Raw genomic sequence first — 19,291 nt, 5'->3', positions numbered from 1 at the left:
CGTCCTGTCGCTGATCGTCACGCCGTCGTGGACTCCGACGCCGGGGCGGCGGCCGCGCCGTCGGCGGGCGCCGCGCCGTTCTCCGCGGACTCGGTCTCGGCGACCGGGACCAGGCTGATCTTGCCCCGGTTGTCGATGTCGGCGATCTCGACTCGGATCTTGTCGCCGACCTTGACGACGTCCTCCACCTTGGCGATCCGCTTGCCGTTGCCCAGCTTGGAGATGTGCACCAGGCCGTCACGGCCCGGCACCAGCGAGACGAAGGCACCGAAGGCGGCCGTCTTGACGACGGTGCCCAGGAAACGCTCGCCGATCTTCGGAAGCTGCGGGTTCGCGATGGCGTTGATCTTGTCCACCGCCGCCTCGGCCGAGGGGCCGTCCACCGCGCCGACGTAGATCGTGCCGTCGTCCTCGATGGAGATGTCCGCGCCGGTCTCCTCGGTGATCGAGTTGATCATCTTGCCCTTCGGGCCGATGACCTCGCCGATCTTCTCCACCGGGATCTTCACGCTGGTGACGCGCGGGGCGTAGGGGCTCATCTCGTCCGGGCGGTCGATCGCCTCGGCGATGACCTCCAGGATGGTGACCCGAGCGTCGTAGGCCTGCCGAAGCGCCTGGGCCAGCACGTCGGACGGGATGCCGTCGAGCTTCGTGTCCAGCTGGAGCGCCGTCACGAAGTCCTTGGTGCCCGCGACCTTGAAGTCCATGTCGCCGTAGGCGTCCTCGGCACCGAGGATGTCGGTCAGCGCCACGTAGCGGGTCTCGCCGTCGACCTCGTCGGAGACCAGACCCATCGCGATGCCCGCGACCGGAGCCTTCAGCGGCACGCCCGCGTTGAGCAGGGACAGCGTCGAGGCGCAGACCGAGCCCATCGAGGTGGAGCCGTTGGAGCCCAGCGCCTCGGACACCTGCCGGATCGCGTACGGGAACTCCGCGCGCGAGGGCAGCACCGGCATCAGTGCCCGCTCGGCGAGCGCGCCGTGGCCGATCTCTCGCCGCTTGGGCGAGCCGACCCGGCCGGTCTCGCCGGTGGAGAAGGGCGGGAAGTTGTAGTGGTGCATGTACCGCTTGGTGGTCTCCGGCGCGAGCGTGTCCAGGTTCTGCTCGAGCCGCAGCATGTTCAGCGTGGTGATGCCCAGGATCTGGGTCTCGCCGCGCTCGAACAGCGCCGAGCCGTGCACGCGCGGGATGACCGAGACCTCGGAGGAGAGGCTCCGGATGTCGGCCAGTCCTCGGCCGTCGATCCGCACCTTGTCCCGGAGCACCCGCTGCCGGACGAGCTTCTTGGTCAGCGAGCGGAAGGCCGCGCCGACCTCCTTGTCGCGGCCGTGGAAGGGCTCGCCTTCGCCGAGGGCGACCTCGGTGAGGGTGCGCGCCTTGACCTCGTCGATGCGGGTCTCGCGCTCCTGCTTGCCCGCGATGGTCAGCGCCTCGGCCAGCTCGGCGCCCGCGATCCGCTCGACCTCCGCGAACATGTCCTCCTCGTAGGCGAGGAAGCGTGGGAACGCCACCGTCTCCTTGCCCGAGGAGTCGGCCAGCTGCTGCTGCGCCTCGCACAGGGCCTTCAGGAACGGCTTGGCCGCCTCCAGACCCTGGGCGACGATCTCCTCGGTGGGCGCGGGCGCGTCCTTCTCGATCAACGAGAGGACGTGCTCGGGCGCCTCGGCCTCGACCATCATGATCGCGACGTCGTCACCGACGATGCGGCCGGCGACGACCATGTCGAAGACGGCGTTCTCCAGCTGCTCGTGCGTCGGGAAGGCGACCCACTGGTTCTCGATCAGCGCGACGCGCACGCCGCCGACCGGGCCGGAGAAGGGCAGGCCGGAGAGCTGGGTGGAGGCGGAGGCCGCGTTGATGGCCAGCACGTCGTAGAGCTCGCCGGGAGTCAGGCTCATCACGGTGACGACGACCTGGACCTCGTTGCGCAGGCCCTCGACGAAGGACGGTCGCAGCGGCCGGTCGATGAGCCGACACGTCAGGATCGCGTCGGTGGAGGGACGGCCCTCCCGGCGGAAGAACGAGCCGGGGATGCGGCCGGCGGCGTACATCCGCTCCTCGACGTCCACCGTCAGCGGGAAGAAGTCGAAGTGCTCCTTCGGGTGCTTGGACGCGGTGGTGGCCGAGAGCAGCATGGTCTCGTCGTCGAGATAGGCGGCGACGCTGCCCGCCGCCTGCCGGGCGAAGCGGCCGGTCTCGAAACGGACCGTCCGAGTGCCGAAGCGACCGTTGTCGATGATCGCGGTGGCCTCGGTGAAGTCAGTGTCTGTCACGTAGTTCTCTCCTTGGTGTCTGGAAACGGGCCGGAGCGCACAGACACGGGAGCAGGTTCGAACGTGGCCGGTCATCGATCGAAGTCCGCGGGACCGGGTGTCCCGAGAACCACTACCGAGGACCGGCGAACTGTTCCCGATCGGCGTCTTGACGTGCGGCGGCCACTCCTTCTGGGTCTGACCTCGCGGGCGCGGCCCGATGAGACCGCGCCCGCGAGCGGATCAGGTCTAGCGGCGCAGGCCGAGCCTGCTGATCAACGAACGGTAACGCGAGATGTCGACCTTCGTCAGGTAGTTGAGCAGCCGACGACGGCGGCCGACCAGCAGCAGCAGGCCACGACGCGAGTGGTGGTCGTGCTTGTGCTGCTTCAGGTGCTCGGTGAGGCCGCTGATGCGCTTGGTCAGCATCGCGACCTGAGCCTCCGGGGAGCCCGTGTCGGACTCGTGCACGCCGTACTCGGCGAGGATCGACTTCTTCTCGGCAGTGGACAGTGCCACGGTCTGGTGTCTCCTTATATCCGGGTTCCGTGCGACTCCGCGCGGGCCCGCGACCGGTCGGGCACGTCCGAGGCCGGACGACGTCGGACACCACGAACACCGACCGAGTGGTCAGGCCTTGCGGAAGACGGTCACGGCCGCCACGGAACGCAGCCGGACCCGAGAGCCGAGGGTAGCAGGCGAACGGCCGACCGACCTCACCGCAGACCGGCGAGGCCTGCGCAGACGATTTCGTCTGCCGGAAACGCGACGGCCACGCGACGGGTAACAGCACCTGCCTAGCGTCGGTCGTCCACCCCGGTGATCAGGTGAGGGCCGCCCGGCATGGGAGCGTCTCACGCGGACCGCCGAGATCACGCGGGCCCGGCGGTCCAGGCAAGCCGTGCGGTCCTGCCATGAGGAGGCATACGATGTCGCAGGTCACCGCGTCGCACGACGATGCGGCACGCGCCGAGCACCGCGTGACCGACGCCGCGGGCACCGGCGAACCGGGGGCAGGCACGGCCACCCACTGCCCCTACTGCGCGCTCCAGTGCGCGATGACGGTGACGGCGGACCCGCTCTCGGTGACGCCGAGGGACTTCCCCACCAATCGGGGCGGGCTCTGTCAGAAGGGCTGGACCTCGGCGACGGTGCTGACCTCGCCGGGGCGGCTGACGACCCCGCTGGCCCGGCCTCGCCGTGACGCGCCGCTGCGCCCGGTGAGCTGGGAGACGGCGCTGGACCGGATCGCCGGCGAACTGCGCGGCCTGCGCGCCGAGCACGGCCCGGACTCGGTCGGGGTCTTCGGCGGCGGCGGGCTGACCAACGAGAAGGCGTACCTGCTCGGCAAGTTCGCGAGGGTGGCCCTGGGCACCTCGCAGATCGACTACAACGGCCGGTTCTGCATGTCCTCGGCGGCCGCGGCGGGCACGCGCGCGTTCGGGCTGGATCGCGGGATGCCGTTCCCCGTGTCCGATCTCGGATCGGCGGACGCGGTACTGCTGATCGGCGCGAACCCCTCGGAGACCATGCCGCCCTTCGTCGGACACCTGCGGCGGACGGCCGACCGCGGCGGACTGATCGTGATCGACCCGCGACGGACGCCGACCGCCGAACGGGCCGCGCTGCACCTGGCCCCGACCCCCGGCACGGATCTGGCGCTGGCCCTCGGGATGCTGCACGCGGCCGTGCTGGACGGCCTGGTGGATCACGCCTACGTCGAGTCCCGGACCAGCGGGTTCGACTCGGCATGGCGGGCGGCGGCGGCCTGGTGGCCGGAGCGCGTGGAGCGGGTCGCCGGGGTGGCCGCGGCCGATCAGCATGCGGCGGTGCGCCTGCTGGCCGAGGCCGACAGCGCCTATGTGCTGACCGCCCGCGGCACCGAGCAGCACGCCGACGGCGCCGACACCGTCTCGGCCTGGATCAACCTGGCGCTGGCGCTGGGGCTGCCCGGCACCCCGGGGGCGGGCTTCGGCTGTCTCACCGGGCAGGGCAACGGCCAGGGCGGCCGGGAGCACGGTCAGAAGGCCGACCAGCTCCCCGGCTACCGACGACTCGACGACCCGGCGGCGCGGCAGCACGTCGCGGGGGTCTGGGGCGTCGACGCGGCGGATCTGCCCGGTCCCGGCCGTTCGGCCTACGAACTGCTCGACGCGCTCGGCCGGGACGACGGCCCGCGTGCCCTTCTCGTCTTCGGCAGCAATCCGGTCGTCTCGGCGCCCCGGGCCGCCCACGTGCAGGAGCGGCTGGCGTCGCTGGACCTGCTGGTGGTGGCCGACGTGGTGCTCTCCGAGACCGCCGAGACGGCCGACGTGGTGCTGCCGGTGACGCAGTGGGCCGAGGAGGACGGCACGATGACGAGCCTGGAGGGCCGTGTGCTGCTGCGTCGCAGGGCGGTCGACCCGCCGCCACAGGTTCGCAGCGATCTCGACATCCTGCACGGCCTGGCGGTCCGGCTGGGTCAGCCGCCGGAACGGTTCCCGGTGGCGGCCGAGGAGGTGTTCGCGGAGCTGGGGGCCGCCTCGGCGGGCGGACCCGCGGACTACTCGGGGATCAGTCACGCGCGGCTGCGAGCCGGGGAGGCGCTGTTCTGGCCGGTGCCGGACCCGACGCATCCGGGGACGCCGAGACCGTTCCTGGACGCCTTCGGCCACGCCGACGGACGCGCCCGGTTCATCGCGGTGGACCACCGGGGGCCCGCGGAGCAGCCGGACGCCGAGTTCCCGCTGGTGCTGACCACCGGACGGGTGCTGGCGCAGTATCAGTCCGGGGCGCAGACCCGACTGATTCGTGAGTTGAACGAGGTGTCCGGCGAGGCGCACGTGGAGGTCCATCCCGACACCGCCGCGCGGGCCGGGCTCGCCGACGGCGCGACGGCGCTGGTCCGGTCCCGCCGAGGCGTGATGACGGCCAGGGTGCACTGCGTGCCCTCGATGCGGCCGGACGTGGTGTTCCTGCCGTTCCACTTCCCCGGTGTCCAACGCGCCAACCTGCTCACCAATCCCGTGCTCGATCCGGTGAGCCGGATGCCCGAGTTCAAGGTCTGCGCGGCGCGGCTCGAGTCGGCCCGCCCGACCCCGGTGCAGAGCGAAGGAGAGTTCTGATGAGCCGTCGACAGGTGGTCCTGATCGGCTACGGGATGGCCGGGGCTCGGCTCGCCGAGGAGATCCGCAGGCGTGATCCCACCGGTGACCGGGTCGCCTTGACGGTGTTCGGCGAGGAGCCGCACCCCGCGTACAACCGGGTGCTGCTGTCCGGCGTCGTGGCGGGTTCGCTCTCCGCCGAGGCCGTGCGGACACAGGACGACGACTGGGCGTTGCGCAATCTGGTCGACCTGCGGCGCGGGCTCCGGATGACGGAGCTGGATCGGCGAGGGCGCCGGGTCCGACTCGACGACGGCCGGTGGCGTCCCTACGACCACCTGGTCCTGGCGACCGGCAGCAGGCCGTGGTTCCCTCCGCTGCCGGGGCTGCTCGACTTCGACGGCGAGCCCGCCCCGGACGTCGTGCCCTTCCGGACGCTCGACGACGGGGAGCGGATCTCGGCCGCCGCGCGGGCGGGCCTGCGGGTGGCGGTGCTGGGCGGCGGCCTGCTGGGTCTGGAGGCGGCGCGCGGACTCGCCGGGCGGGGTACCGAGGTGACCGTGGTGCATCCGAGTGACTCGCTGATGGAACGGCAGCTGGACGCGGGCGCGAGCCGGGTGCTGGCGAGTTCGCTGCGTCGGCTGGGTGTCCGGCTGCGGATGGGCGTGCCCGCCGTGGCGCACCGGCCGGGCACGGGTCTGCTGCTGGCCGACGGCACGACGGTCGCCGCCGAGCTGGTCGTCGTGGCCGCGGGCGTGCGGCCCGCGGTGGAACAGGCGCAGGCGGCGGGGTTGGCGGTGGACCGGGGGGTGCTCGTCGACGACCGGCTGCGCACCGCGGACCCGGACGTCTCGGCGTTGGGCGACTGCGCGCGGCATCCCGGTGCGGACGCCGGACTGGTGCAGCCCGCCTGGGAACAGGCCGCGGTGCTCGCGGACCTGCTGACCGGGGCCGATCCGGCGGCCCGGTACCGGGGCACGGCGACGGTGACGCGACTGAAGGCGCGCGACGTCGATCTCGCGGCGCTCGGCGACGTGCACGTGCCGGTGGACAGCGCCGACGCCGAGGTGGTGTGCGTGCAGGACCCGGCGCGGGGCCGCTACGCGAAGCTGGTGGTGCGGGACGAACGGGTGGCGGGAGCGATCGTGTTGGGGATTCCGGACGCCGCCGCGTCGATCATCCGGTTCTTCGACCGGGGCACGCCGGTGCCGCCGGACCGGCTCGCGCTGCTTCTCGGGCGCGCGCTGCCCGCCGCGAGCGGCACCGACCCGAGCACCCGGTCCGCCGACGCCCTGGTGTGTCGGTGCAACTCGGTGCGTCGGGAGGGACTCGTCCAGGCCTGGGAGGCGGGCGCCCGTTCGGTGTCGGATCTCGCGCTGCGGACGAGAGCCACCACCGGGTGCGGCGGCTGTCGGGACGAGGTGTGCGCGTTGGCCGACTGGCTGGCGGATCGACAGCCCGCGGTGGCGGTGCCCGCGGTCTGAGGCTCGGACCGGGGCGGGCCTGGTCCGGCGGGTCCGACGGGTCCGACACCCCGGTGGGCGAGACGTGCGCGGCGCCCGCGGCCGGTGCGTCGCCGGCCGGCCGGACGATCCCGGCCGGCTCGTCGGGGCGGTCGACGGCGACCGTCGAGGGCGTCTCGCCGTCGGCGGCGGCGCGTCCTGCCGGGTCGCTCGACGTCGGGACGACGCGGTGGGGTGGAGTCTGTTCGCTCGCGGGCTCGGCAGCCCGCGCGGGTGCGGGACGTCCGCCTGTCGTCGTCGGAGACACCGCCGTCCGGACTCGGTGCCCACGCGCGTACGGGACGTCCGTGCGCAGCTCCGCAGGTTGATCTTCGTGGTCAGTGGGTGTCCACGCGCGTACGAGACGCCCCGTGCGGCGACTCCGCGCGTGCGCGGGTCACGGGAGATCGCGCCGTCGAGACACGAGCCGCTTCGTCGGCGGATCGGCGGGCGTCTCGCCGATCGGCGCCCGGTTCGCCGACCTGCTCCCCGAGGCCGCCGTGCCGTCGTCGGCGCCCGGCGCCCGTGACCGGCACCATGGCCCGGGCGAACGGGTGCCGCGGCCCGTCGCCCCACGCGCCGCCCGCCGGGGGCGACGGCGGACGCCGCTCCGGGCTCACTCCGCTCGATGGTCTCCGGTGCAGGGGAGTTCGTCCGCCGGTCATCGCTGGTCATCACGCGGTAACGCGGGCTTCCTAGCGTGTGTGACGACTCTCGTGGCCGGGTCGCCGCCGGTGCCGACCCTGGTGTGGCGAGACCGGAGACGATCCAGTGGCACTGGAGGACGACGAATGACCGTGACGGCAGACGACGAGCGAGGGCAGCGGCACGGGCGCCCGACCCGACCGGGACGCCGCTGGATCGAGCACTGGGAGCCGGAGGACCCGGAGTTCTGGGCTCACACGGGCGCCAGGGTCGCCCGCCGAAACCTGATCTTCTCGATCTTCGCCGAACATCTCGGCTTCGCGCTCTGGTCGATCTGGAGCGTGGTGGTGGTGGCCCTGCCGTCGGCGGGCTTCGCCTTCTCCGTCGATCAGCTGTTCTGGCTGGTGGCGGTGCCGAATCTGCTGGGCTCCGCGCTGCGGCTGCCCTACACCTTCGCGGTGCCGCGCTTCGGCGGACGCAACTGGACGGCGGTCAGCGCGCTGCTGCTCCTGCTGCCGGTCCTCCTGCTGATCCTCTGCGTGTCGAACCCCGCGACGCCGTTCTGGATGTTCCTGCTGGCGGCGGCCGGCGCGGGCGTGGGCGGCGGGAACTTCGCCAGCAGCATGGCCAACATCAGCTTCTTCTATCCGGATTCACGCAAGGGCTTCGCGCTCGGCCTGAACGCGGCGGGCGGGAATCTCGGCGTCGCCCTCATGCAGCTGATCATCCCGGTGGTCATCTCGCTGGGCACCGGGGTGAACCTGGCCTACGCCGCGCTGTTCTACCTGCCGTTCGTGGTGGCGGCCGCGGTCTGCGCGCTGCTGTTCATGGACAACCTCGTGGAGGCGCGATCGGACTTCCGAGCCCAGATCAGGGCGGCCCGCAGGCCGCACACCTGGGTGATGTCGCTGCTCTACATCGGAACCTTCGGTTCCTTCATCGGATTCTCCGCCGCGCTGCCGCTGCTGATCTCCACCCAGTTCCCCGACGTCCAGGGCGCGTACTTCGCCTGGCTCGGCGCGGCCGTCGGCTCGCTGGCCCGCCCGCTGGGCGGCTGGCTCGCCGACCGGCTGGGCGGGGCCCGGGTCACGGCGTGGACGTTCGCGGCCATGGGACTCACGGCGGCGGCGGTGGTGGCGGGCCTGAACAGCGGCCGGTTCGAGATGTTCCTCGGCGCCTTCCTCCTGCTGTTCGTCACCAGCGGGATCGGCAACGGCTCCACCTACCGGATGATCCCGGCGATCTTCACCGCGCGGGCACGCCGGGAGGAGTCGGCGGGCGTGGATCGGGCGGAGGCGGTCGCGCGTGGAAAGCGGGAGGCGGCGGCCGCGATCGGCATCGCCTCGGCGGTGGGGGCGTTCGGCGGCTTCTTCGTCAACCGGGGCTTCGCGGCCTCGATCTCGGGCAGCGGCGGCATCGAGGCGGCGCTCTACGGCTTCATCGGCTTCTACGCGCTGTGCCTGGGTGTCACGTGGTGGTGCTATCTGCGGAGGTCCGTCCTGGTGTCCCGCCTGCCGAGCCTGGCGGCGGCGCGGGTCTGACACGGGCCTGCTGCCTCGGTGCGGCACGGCGTCGTTCGCTACGCGAGGCGGTCGCGGGCTCCCCGGCCGGACATGCTTCGCCCGCCGGCCGTCCTGTCGCGCCCGCCTCGATCCGCGTGCCCGGCGGTGGGATCGGTCGTGCGATCGGTGCGGGCGGAGGGGCACGGCGGCCCTCACGACCGAACTCCGACACCTTCTCCTCGGCGTGCCCCGCGACCCCCGCACGCCCGGCGACCCCGCGCACCGGAATCCCCGGCGACCCCTCGTCGGCACCCGCGTCCTCGACGCGGCGGTCCGGGCGCCCGGAGCCGCCGACCGGACCGCCGCGCTCCTCGACGATCACGCCGCAGCCCGTCTCCACCGCCTGCGGACGCCGACGAGCAGGATCCCTGCACGATCTCAACCGCGCAGCGATACCGCCGATCCGGCCCGGCCGCACGCCTCGTCGCGCCGATCACCCGTACCGCACTAGCCGCCACCTGCGCGGAGAGCACCCGTTAACGGTCATGCAATACCGGTGACCCAGCCGGGACACGACGCGCGATGAGCATGGAGGACAGCTGCCGGAGAAGGGACTTCCATGACGCGGACGCTGGTCATCGTCGGCAACGGAATGGTCGGCCATCGGGTCGTGCAGGCACTCCGCGACCGCGACGTCACGGGCGCGTGGCGCGTCGTGATCCTCGCCGAGGAGTCGCATCCCGCCTACGACCGGGTGGCGCTCTCGTCCTATGTGGACTCCTGGTGTCCCGAGGCGCTGCGGCTGCCCGGCGCGGAGTTCACCGAGGACGAGACCGTCGAGCTGCGACTGGGCGATCCGGTGACCGACGTCGACCCGGCGGCACGCACCGTGACGACCTCCTCGGGCGTCGTCCGCTCCTATGACGCCCTCGTGCTGGCCACCGGCTCGCGGCCGTTCGTCCCCCCGGTCCCCGGTCACGATCTCGCGGGCTGTCACGTCTACCGCACCATCGACGATCTCGACGGCATCCGGGCCGCCGCCCGGCATGCCGACGACGGGGTGGTCGTCGGCGGCGGCCTGCTCGGTCTGGAGGCCGCCAACGCGCTGCGGCAGCTGGGCGTCCGGCCGCATGTCGTGGAGCTGGCACCCCGACTGATGCCCCTTCAGGTCGACGAGGGCGGCGGCGCGGTGCTGCGCGGCCGGATCGAACGCCTCGGCGTCACCGTCCACACGGGCGTCGCCACCCAGGAGGTGGCCGGCTCCGCCGACGGCACGGTGACCGGGGTCCGGCTCTCCGACGGCAGCCGGATCGACACGCCGCTGGTGGTGTTCGCCGCAGGTGTGCGGCCCCGCGACGACCTGGCACGGCGGGTCGGCCTGGCCGTCGGCGAGCGGGGCGGAGTGGCGGTGGACGCGAACTGCCGGACCTCGGAGCCGTCGATCTTCGCCGTCGGCGAGTGCGCCTCGGCGGCCGGTCGGGTGTACGGGCTGGTCGGCCCCGGCTACGCCATGGCGGAGGTGGTGGTCGATCAGCTGCTGGGCGGCGCGGCGGAGCTCGGCGCCGCGGACACCTCGACGAAGCTCAAGCTGCTGGGCGTCGACGTCGCCAGCTTCGGCGACGCCCATGCCCAGTCCCCCGGCGCGCTGGCCGTCGTCCACCACGACCCGGTCGCGGGCACCTACAAGAAGCTGGTGGTCTCCGACGACGCGACGACCGTGCTCGGCGGCATGCTGGTGGGCGACGCGGGCGCCTACGGGCTGCTCCGACCGCTCGTCGGCGCCGCGCTGCCCGCGACACCCGATCAACTACTCGCCCCGGAGGGCGGCGGCGGGCCGGTCGGCCCGGCGGCGTTGCCGGACTCCGCACAGGTCTGCTCGTGTCACGCGGTCACCAAGGGCGCTCTGAACGCGGCGATCGACGACGGCTGCGCCGACGTGCCCGCGTTGAAGTCCTGCACCAGGGCGGGCAGCGGCTGCGGCTCGTGTGTGCCGATGCTCAAGCGGATGCTGGCCGCGCGCGGCGTCGAGCAGTCCCGCGCCCTGTGCGAGCACTTCGAGCACACCAGGGCGGAGCTGTTCGAGATCGTCCGGTCCACGGGCCTGCGGACCTTCAGCGATCTGATCGCCCGGCACGGCCGAGGACGCGGCTGCGACGTGTGCAAGCCGGTGGCCGCGTCGATCCTGGCCTCGCTCGGCGGCGGACACGTCCTGGACGGCGAGCAGGCGGGCCTCCAGGACACCAACGACCGTTACCTGGCCAACATCCAGCGCAACGGGACGTACTCGGTGGTGCCGAGGATCCCCGGCGGGGAGATCACTCCGGATCGGCTGCTGTTGATCGCGCAGGTCGCCCAGGACTTCGGGCTGTACACCAAGATCACCGGCGCGCAGCGGATCGACCTGCTCGGGGCGACCGTGGACCAGCTGCCGCGGATCTGGCGCAGGCTGGTCGAGGCGGGCTTCGAGTCCGGCCACGCCTACGGCAAGGCCCTGCGCGCGGTGAAGTCCTGCGTCGGCTCGACCTGGTGCCGGTTCGGCGTGCAGGATTCCGTGAGCCTCGCGGTGGACCTGGAACTGCGCTACCGCGGGCTGCGCGCGCCGCACAAGATCAAGGCGGGTGTCTCCGGCTGTGCCCGCGAGTGCGCCGAGGCCAGGGGCAAGGACGTCGGGGTCATCGCGACCGACTCCGGCTGGAACCTCTACGTGGGCGGCAACGGCGGCTTCACACCCCGACACGCCGAGCTGCTGGTCACCGACGTCGACACCGACACGCTGGTGCGGCTGATCGACCGCTTCCTCATGTTCTACGTCCGCACCGCCGACCGCCTGCAGCGGACAGCCGCCTGGATCGAGGCCATGGAGGGCGGTCTCGACCACCTCAGAGCGGTGATCGTCGACGACAGTCTGGGCATCTGCGCCGATCTGGAGGCCGCGATGGCCGCGCACGTCACCGACTACGTCGACGAATGGCGCGGTGTGCTGGACGACCCGGAGAAGCTGGCCCGGTTCAGCTCCTTCGTGAACGCGCCGGGCACCCCTGATCCGTCCATCTCGTTCCGTGAGGAGCGCGGCCAGCGCGTGCCGGTGCTCCTCGGCGTCCCGGAGGTGAAGAGTCGATGACCGCGGTGTTGGAACCGACCTGGGTGAACGTCTGCGCGCTGCGGATGCTGCCGCCGGAGCACGGCGTGGCCGTGCTGCTGCCTTCCGGAGAGCAGATCGCGGTGTTCCGCACCCAGGACGACGAGCTGTTCGCCCTGGACAATCTCGACCCGGTGAGCGGCGCGGCCGTGCTGTCCCGAGGCATCGTCGGCGATCGGGCGGGCAGGCCGGTGGTCAGCTCACCCATGCACAAGCAGGCGTTCGACCTGCGGACCGGGCGTTGCCTGGACGACCCGACGATCTTCGTTCGGGCTCATCCGGTGCGGCTCGTGGCGGAGACCGTCCAGGTGGGACGTCCGTGACGGCACGCGGGGCGGCCGAGGACGAGCTGCCGCCCCTGGCGGGTTTCACGGTCGGCGTCACGGCCGCACGCCGGGCGGAGGAGCTCGTCGCGCTGTTGGAACGCAAGGGCGCGGTGGTGGTGCACGCCCCCGCGATCCGGATCATCCCGCTGGCCGACGACGCGCGGCTGCGCGCGGCCACCGAGTCGGTGCTGCGTGCCCCGGTGGACGCGGTGGTGGTGACCACGGCGATCGGCTTCCGAGGCTGGCTGGAGGCCGCCGAGGGCTGGGGACTGGGCACGGGGCTGCTCTCCAGGCTCGGGGCGGCGCGGCTGCTGACCAGGGGGCCGAAGTCGCGCGGCGCGGTGCGGGCGGCGGGCCTGGTGGAGACGTGGTCGCCGCCGTCGGAGAGCAACGCCGAGATGCTCGATCGCCTGCTGACCGACGGGGTGGCGGGCAGGCGGGTCGTGGTGCAGCTGCACGGCGAGCCGCAGCCGGAGTTCGTCGGCGCGTTGCGCGCGGCGGGCGCGGACGTCGTGGAGGTGCCGGTGTATCGGTGGCAGCCGCCGTCGGACCCGACGCCGTTGCATCGACTGGTGGACGCCGTCCTCACCCGACAGGTGGATGCGCTGACGTTCACCAGCGCCCCCGCGGTGGCCAGCCTGCTCGCGGCGGCGGCGGAGACGGGCCGGGAGGAGCCGCTGCTGGCTCAGCTGCGCCGCGAGGTGCTGGCGGCCTGCGTCGGCTCGATCTGCGCGGGCCCGCTCGTGGCGCGGGGGGTCCCGGTGGTGCGGCCTGAACGGGCCCGGATCGGCGCGCTCGTGCGGGAGTTGGCCGTGACGCTGCCCGCCAGGGCCGGACGACTGTGGATCGCCGCCCGCGAGGTCGAGCTGCGCGGCCACGCCGCGGTCGTCGACGGGATGCTGCGGCCGGTGCCGCGCGCCCCGATGGCGGTGTTCCGCGCGTTGGCCGCGACCCCGGGGCGGGTGGTGCCGCGTCGGCGGCTGCTCGCGGCGCTGCCGACCGGCGGCGACGAGCACGCCGTGGAGACCGCGATCGGCAGACTGCGCACGGCCCTCGGCGAGCCGCGGCTGGTGCAGACCGTCGTCAAGCGCGGGTATCGGCTGGCGGTGGACCCTCGGTGAGCGGGGCGCCGGGCACCCTGCGGGCCGTCGCCGGCCGGCGACGCGGCGGTCGATCACGACGGGGTCGGTGACACAGGAATCGGTGACGACGCGGTCGGTGCCGCTCGGGTCGGTGGCGGCGGGGAGCGCCTGATCCCGCGGCTCGCCTGCCGTGCCGGGATCGTGGACGTCGAACGAGGGGCGGGGCATCGGCGTCGTCTCGTCCCGCCGGGCTCGCGGTCACGCCGTGAGCGTGCGGCGGACCGGTCGCACCCAGCCGCAGGCCGAACCGAACCGCGGGCCGAACCACACGCCGTGCCCGCTCCGCGGCCGGACCGTCTCCACCCGCCGACCAGCCGATGCCCGGCCGTCCGACGCGATCCGACCCGCTCGGCCCGCCTCACCGCCTCGCCCGGCGCCGTGTCCGCAGGCCCTCGTCTCCGTGCCCTCTCCGCCTCACGGCCGGCAGCGCACCCCTCTGCGGCGGGGCGGGCGGACACTCGCCGACCATCGACGCGCCGAGACAGGACGACGGCCGCCGGTACGGGCCGCCCGAGACGGGACACCCTGAGACGAGCACCCGGTGCCGAGACCCACGGTGACGGGACGTCCGGTCACCGCGTCAACGCGACGTCGAGCACCCGGCGGAAGCGGGAGCCCTCGGCGACGATCGACCCGCTCTCGACGAGCGACGCCTCAGCAGGCCGCCAGCTCGGTCCGACGTAGTCGGCGAGCGCCGCCGTCAACGCCTTCGGCTCGTCGGCGGGCGGTCGCCAGCGTGCCAGTGTCAGATGCGCCTGATAGTCGGCCGGATCGCCGCCCGCCGCGCTCACCAACGCCGTCAACGCGGCGGCGGCCGCGTCGTCCTCCGGAACGACACGTGCCCACAGGACCTTCGCGAAGGTGCCCGCGCCGGCGATGCGCAGCCGGGGAGAGGTCAGCCCCGTCATCAGGGCGCGCAGCCGGTCGGCGACGGGCGCGGAATCCACGTCCTCGCCGTGGAAGGCCAGGGTGACGTGCCACTCCGTCTCGGGGCCGAAGCGCAGGCCCGGACCGGCGATGCCCGGTCGCCGGTCACGAATCCTGGTGAGCGTCGCGCGCAGATCGTCGACGACGGCGGACGTGGGCCACAACGTGGTGAACAGCCGCATGTCGCCGGGCGCCCTGTCCGTGCCGTCAGTCCCGTGCGGCGTCGCGCAGCACGCGCGCCAGCTTGGGCAGTCTGCCCTCGATCAGCTCGGCGGCCTCGATCAGCTCGTCGAAGCTGGCAGCCTGCCCGAGCACCTGCGCGACGATGTCGGCGTGGTTGCCCTCGTTGATCGGCAGCTCGCCTCTGGCCACGGTGGGGCGGGAGTTGCGCACCTCGTCGAGGGCGCGTTGGATGGCCTCGCGGTCGCCTGCGATGACGTCTCGGGCCAGGGCCCGGCGCTCCAGCATGACCAGGCGGGCGAGCACGGAGGGGTTGCCGATCTTGGCCCGCCTGCCGCTCATGACCTGGCTGAGCATCGGGGCGCTGATGCCGAGTACGTCGGCGAGCTGAGCCTGCGAGATCCGGTATGCGACCACCAGCCTGCGCACCCGGTCGCCGAGCGGCTCTCCGTACCACTCTCGCTGCAACGCCAGGTTGCGCTGCACGATCTTCTGCTCCTCCACATCAGCTCCTCGGCTGAGTCGTCGCTCTTCATGCCCACACCACGCGACGGCGGCGACGCCGATGTCCTTCTTCGGCGAGTGGTCCGGCCATCCTGCCAGGTCATCCAGGCATGGCGGACCGGAACCGACGGTAATCACGTACGTCGACGGTGCCCTTCCGTCACGCGCGCCCCGTGAGGATCTCTCGCGTTCGCCGCACGTCCACGTTCATCTGATCGATCAGCGCCTGCACCTCGGCGTAGCGCTCCATGTTCCGCAGCTTGGCGACGAAGTCCAGCTCGACGTGCTCGCCGTAGAAGTCCTCGTTCACATCGAGCACGTAGGCCTCGACGCGACGTTCCTCGCCGGAGAACGTCGGGTTCGTCCCCACCGACACGGCGGCGGGAAGAACGCGCCGCTCCTGTGCTCCGTCGTGGGAGCGCACCACGAATCGACAGGCGTAGACGCCGTCTCCCGGCACGGCGGCATACCGGTGCGTGGAGAGGTTCGCCGTGGGGAAGCCCAGTTCCCGACCTCGGCCGTCGCCCCGGATGACGATGCCCTCCAGCCGGTAGGGTCGCCCGAGCGCCTCGGCCGCCGCCGCGACGTCACCCGCCGAGAGGCAGGAACGGATGTAGGTCGAGGAGTAGGTCAGCTCGTTCTCGGCCAGCAGGTGCGTGCCCTCGGCGACGAAGCCGAATCGCCGACCGAGGGTGCGCAGCAGCGCCACGTCGCCCGCGGCGCGGTGGCCGAAGGTGAAGTTCTCCCCCACCACCACGGCCGCGGCGTGCAACCGCTCCACGAGTACCTCGTGCACGAAGGCGTCCGGCGGGGTCTTGGCGACCTCCGAGGTGAAGGGCAGCACGCAGAACACGTCGACGCCGAGTTCCTCGACCAACTCGGCCCGCCGCCGCAGGGTGCTGAGCTGCGCAGGATGGCTGCCCGGCCGCACCACCTCGGAGGGGTGCGGGTCGAAGGTCAGCAGGACGCACGGCAGTTCGAGCTCACGCGCTCGCCGGACCGCGGAGGCGATGAGCTGTCGATGACCTCGGTGCACTCCGTCGAAGATCCCGATGGTGACCACGCACCGACCCCAGTTCGTGGGAACGGCGTCCAGACCGCGCCAGCGTTGCATGGAGAGCACCCTACGTCGTCCGAGGGCCGGACCGGGTGCGTGCCGGAGGGTCAGCGGGCGTCGGCGGCCGCCCCCGCGGGCGCGAACACCACCAGCGACGTCGCCTGGCCGTTCTTCTCGCTGACCAGCGCGATCAGCCGGCCGGCCGGGTCGAATGCCCCGTAGGCGCCCGTGATGCCCGCGAGCGGCAGCCTGCCGCCGTGGGCGAGCGCCGAGGCCTCGGCGTGATCGAGATCGCGTCGTGGGAAGGCCGCGGCGACGGCGTCGGCCAACCCGAGTGAGAGTTCGGGCTTCTCCTCAAGCCGGGCCAGGGTCTTGGCGGCGCCGATGCCGAACGGGCCGACGCGCGTCCGGCGCAACGCGGCCAGGTGGCCGCCGACGCCGAGCGAGGCGCCCAGATCACGGGCCAGTGCGCGGACGTAGGTGCCGGAGGAGCATTCGACGAGGACGTCCAGATCGACGTACTCGCCCTCGGTGCGCTGGGCCAGCACGTCGAACCGGGCGACGGTGACCGGCCGGGGCGGCAGTTCGACCTCTTCGCCCGCCCGGACACGCGCGTAGGCACGCTTGCCGTCGACCTTGACGGCGCTGACGGCGCTGGGGCGCTGTTGGATGTCGCCCACCAGCGGTGCGATGGCAGCGCGCACGTCGGATTCGCCGATCCCGCTCGCGTCGGCGGTGGAGAGCACCGCGCCCTCGGCGTCGTCGGTGGTGGTGGCGGAGCCGAGCCGAATCGTCGCCAGGTAGGCCTTGGTGTCCAGCGCCAGGTGACCGAGAAGCTTCGTCGCCCGCTCCACGCCGAGGACCAGCACTCCGGTGGCCATCGGATCGAGCGTGCCCGCGTGCCCGATCTTGCGGGTTCCGAGTATTCGGCGGGCCACGGCGACCACGTCGTGCGAGGTCATGCCGCTCTCCTTGTCGACGACGACGAGGCCGGGCGGCACCGGGGGGCGGGAGGCACGGGGCTTGCGAGTCGGTCCGGACACGGGGTGACATCCTGCCGCACGCCTCGGAGCGCCCCGCCCGCCGGGTGAGCGGCGCTGTCGACCCGGCCGTGGCGGCCGGACCGCGGCGGGTCGGAGAGCCGCGGCCCGGTGCTCCCCGCCCTCCGGTGGGACCCGCCCCGGTGGATCCCGGCCGCTCGGGTCCGGGATCCGGAGAGGACCGCCGTGGCGATTCCCGACGGGAGTGCGGGGCAGACACCAAGTCTCGGGCGGACGGCGTCGGCCGCCTGCTCAGACGCGAGCGGGCACCGGCGCCTGCCGCAGGTCCCAACGCTGGTGACGCAGCCGCACCGGCACCGATTCGCCTCGGGCGTCGGCGGCCAGCACCACGGCGCGGGCCCGTCGCCACCAGACGAGGGTGCGCGACAGCCCGAACAGCAGCAGGGCGCCGACGCCGAGGAAGGCGATCCGGAACGAGCCGGTGCCGTCGACGGCCGTCGCGTCGAGCAGCAGCCCGATCAGCAGCGCGGAGAAGGCGGTGGCCAGATGCCCGCCGACGTTGGCGACTCCGGTGGCGGTGCCCACCTCGGTGAGGCTGTTGTAGTCCCGCACCAGGGCGAAGGCCACCGAGGACGCGGGGCCGCCGCAGGCGAAGACCACGAACGCCACGGTCACCAGCAGCAGCGGCGGACCGTCGCCGGGCCAGGCCAGCAGCATGGTCAACGCGCTGACGGTGGCGAGCAGATAGCCGATCACCAGCGGCATCCGGCAGGTGGGCCGGTGGCCGATCAGGGCACCGACCAGCGGCCCCGCGAAGACACCGCCGAAGACCAGCAGCCCGACCAGGACGCCAGCCGTCCCCGGCGAGACGCCGATGCCGTCGACCAGATACGGGAAGCCCCAGAGAAGCCCCAGCACACCGGGCAGGAACATCGTGGAGAAGTGCACCCAGAACGCCAGACGGGTGCCGGGCACCCGCCACACGGCCGGGACCCGGCTCAGCACCTCGCGCAGGCCCGTCGGGGCCGACGAGGCCTGCGGCGGCTCGACGGCCACGGGAGGGGTGTCACGGACGAAGCGACCCGCGATGACGGCGTAGGAGGCGGTGAGGAGTCCGACGATCGCGAAGGTCGGCGTCCAGCCCACGTTCGTCAGGGCCAGACCGAGCGGAACGGTGGCGAGCACGCCGCCGAGAGCGCCCAGCGCGCTGGAGATCGAGGCGACGAGGGCATAGCGGCGGGAGCTGAAGTGTGCGGCGACCAGCCGCAGGATGCTCACCCAGGTGAGCGCGTCTCCGACTCCGACGGTCACACGGGCGGCGAGTGCGGCCGGGTACGAGTCGACGAGGGCGAACAGGAGTTGTCCCACGCCGAGGAGCACGGCGGCGGCGGTGAGCACGCGGCGTGGGCCGAACCGGTCGACGAGCAGTCCGGTGGGGATCTGCATGGCGGCGTAGACGCCGACCTGGACGACGGTGAAGACCCCGAGAGCGGCGGGGCCGATGGCGAAGCGCTCAGAGGCCAGGGTTCCCGCGACGCCGAGGGAACCGCGGTGGAATACGGCGGCGAGATAGACGATGACGGCGAAGGTCCAGATCAACCACGCTCGGCGCGCGTGGCGTTGGGATGACACGGTGTTCCTCCAGATTGTTGCCTCACCTGGTGTATGGCCGCGCCGATCGAATTCGCTACCGGAATGTGACCCAGTCGTTCCTCGACATCAACACTTCGCCCGCAAGCCATCCACGGGCCGCCGGTGAGCGGTGTGGTGGACACCGAGGCTCGCGGCGACCCCCGGCCGTCGCCGATCAGAGCCGGGGCGGCGGACGGCGGCGCTGTGGGCAGGCACGACGGTTCGCCGTGGCACCCGTCTTCCCCATCGCTCCGGCGCGGACGCCGCAGCCGCGATCCGGCGCAGGCCCGCCGTGCTCGACCGACGTCGAGACGAGCCGCGACCGCTGATACGACACGCCCGGCACACCCGAAAGATCACGATTCGGTCTACATCAGGGGCGGACGGTGGAGGTCCGGG

General features: G+C 72.8%; 13 protein-coding genes. 6 read left to right on the top strand and 7 right to left on the bottom strand.

Features of this window, described 5'->3' with window-relative positions; all coding sequences use genetic code 11:
* Positions 1–17 precede the first annotated feature (17 nt).
* Both AHOG_RS08835 and rpsO read right to left on the bottom strand, forming a co-directional pair.
* Positions 18–2,273 carry a polyribonucleotide nucleotidyltransferase gene (locus AHOG_RS08835; RefSeq protein ID WP_245856655.1) on the bottom strand — a complete coding sequence of 752 codons (2,256 nt, stop codon included), beginning with the start codon at positions 2,271–2,273 and terminating at the stop codon, positions 18–20.
* Between the two features lie 228 nt (positions 2,274–2,501).
* Entirely contained in the window at positions 2,502–2,771 is a 270-nt protein-coding gene (gene rpsO / locus AHOG_RS08830) for a 30S ribosomal protein S15 (protein ID WP_075739921.1), read from the bottom strand.
* A gap of 410 nt (positions 2,772–3,181) precedes the next feature.
* Between rpsO and AHOG_RS08825 the strand changes: the two genes are divergently transcribed.
* From AHOG_RS08825 to AHOG_RS08795, 6 genes are all read left to right on the top strand, one after another.
* Positions 3,182–5,356, top strand: a complete 2,175-nt coding sequence (locus AHOG_RS08825) for a molybdopterin oxidoreductase family protein (protein WP_157736725.1) — start codon at positions 3,182–3,184, stop codon at positions 5,354–5,356.
* On the top strand, positions 5,356–6,819 hold the full coding sequence (locus AHOG_RS08820) for an FAD-dependent oxidoreductase (RefSeq protein WP_093940910.1): 1,464 nt from the start codon (positions 5,356–5,358) through the stop codon (positions 6,817–6,819). The genes AHOG_RS08825 and AHOG_RS08820 overlap by 1 nt, the downstream gene beginning before the upstream one ends.
* 809 nt (positions 6,820–7,628) lie before the next feature.
* Positions 7,629–9,023: an MFS transporter gene (locus AHOG_RS08810; protein ID WP_093940908.1), complete on the top strand. Its 1,395-nt coding sequence runs from the start codon at positions 7,629–7,631 to the stop codon at positions 9,021–9,023.
* 580 nt (positions 9,024–9,603) lie between these two features.
* On the top strand, positions 9,604–12,105 hold the full coding sequence (gene nirB / locus AHOG_RS08805) for a nitrite reductase large subunit NirB (protein ID WP_093940907.1): 2,502 nt from the start codon (positions 9,604–9,606) through the stop codon (positions 12,103–12,105).
* Complete coding sequence (gene nirD / locus AHOG_RS08800; RefSeq protein WP_093940906.1) at positions 12,102–12,446, top strand: nitrite reductase small subunit NirD; 345 nt, start codon at positions 12,102–12,104, stop codon at positions 12,444–12,446. Before nirB ends, nirD begins: the two co-directional genes overlap by 4 nt.
* The gene (locus AHOG_RS08795; protein WP_093940905.1) at positions 12,443–13,570 is read left to right on the top strand and encodes a uroporphyrinogen-III synthase; all 1,128 of its coding nucleotides are present in this window, start codon (positions 12,443–12,445) and stop codon (positions 13,568–13,570) included. The genes nirD and AHOG_RS08795 overlap by 4 nt, the downstream gene beginning before the upstream one ends.
* Before the next feature lie 593 nt (positions 13,571–14,163).
* On the opposite strand, the gene AHOG_RS08790 is transcribed toward AHOG_RS08795, so the two are convergent.
* The 5 genes from AHOG_RS08790 to AHOG_RS08770 all read right to left on the bottom strand — a co-directional run bounded on the left by AHOG_RS08790 (position 14,164) and on the right by AHOG_RS08770 (position 18,892).
* Positions 14,164–14,700, bottom strand: a complete 537-nt coding sequence (locus tag AHOG_RS08790; RefSeq protein ID WP_093940904.1) for a 2'-5' RNA ligase family protein — start codon at positions 14,698–14,700, stop codon at positions 14,164–14,166.
* 25 nt (positions 14,701–14,725) lie between these two features.
* Entirely contained in the window at positions 14,726–15,202 is a 477-nt protein-coding gene (locus AHOG_RS08785) for a helix-turn-helix domain-containing protein (RefSeq protein ID WP_093940903.1), read from the bottom strand.
* 160 nt (positions 15,203–15,362) lie between these two features.
* Positions 15,363–16,316, bottom strand: coding sequence for a bifunctional riboflavin kinase/FAD synthetase (locus AHOG_RS08780; protein ID WP_093944295.1), 954 nt, complete (start codon positions 16,314–16,316; stop codon positions 15,363–15,365).
* A 50-nt stretch (positions 16,317–16,366) separates the two neighbouring features.
* On the bottom strand, positions 16,367–17,302 hold the full coding sequence (gene truB / locus AHOG_RS08775; protein ID WP_093940902.1) for a tRNA pseudouridine(55) synthase TruB: 936 nt from the start codon (positions 17,300–17,302) through the stop codon (positions 16,367–16,369).
* A gap of 249 nt (positions 17,303–17,551) precedes the next feature.
* Positions 17,552–18,892, bottom strand: coding sequence for an MFS transporter (locus AHOG_RS08770; RefSeq protein WP_093940901.1), 1,341 nt, complete (start codon positions 18,890–18,892; stop codon positions 17,552–17,554).
* Positions 18,893–19,291 lie beyond the last annotated feature (399 nt).

Origin of the sequence: Actinoalloteichus hoggarensis (assembly GCF_002234535.1) — a bacterium.
In the GTDB taxonomy this organism is placed as follows: domain Bacteria; phylum Actinomycetota; class Actinomycetes; order Mycobacteriales; family Pseudonocardiaceae; genus Actinoalloteichus_A; species Actinoalloteichus_A hoggarensis.
This window is presented reverse-complemented; position numbering and strand designations above follow the sequence as displayed.

Coding starts and splice junctions, on each gene's coding strand:
- AHOG_RS08825 (WP_157736725.1), top strand. CDS start 3,182: ATGTCGCAGGTCACCGCGTCGCACGACGATGCGGCACGCGCCGAGCAC.
- AHOG_RS08820 (WP_093940910.1), top strand. CDS start 5,356: ATGAGCCGTCGACAGGTGGTCCTGATCGGCTACGGGATGGCCGGGGCT.
- AHOG_RS08810 (WP_093940908.1), top strand. CDS start 7,629: ATGACCGTGACGGCAGACGACGAGCGAGGGCAGCGGCACGGGCGCCCG.
- nirB (WP_093940907.1), top strand. CDS start 9,604: ATGACGCGGACGCTGGTCATCGTCGGCAACGGAATGGTCGGCCATCGG.
- nirD (WP_093940906.1), top strand. CDS start 12,102: ATGACCGCGGTGTTGGAACCGACCTGGGTGAACGTCTGCGCGCTGCGG.
- AHOG_RS08790 (WP_093940904.1), bottom strand. CDS start 14,700: ATGCGGCTGTTCACCACGTTGTGGCCCACGTCCGCCGTCGTCGACGAT.
- AHOG_RS08780 (WP_093944295.1), bottom strand. CDS start 16,316: ATGCAACGCTGGCGCGGTCTGGACGCCGTTCCCACGAACTGGGGTCGG.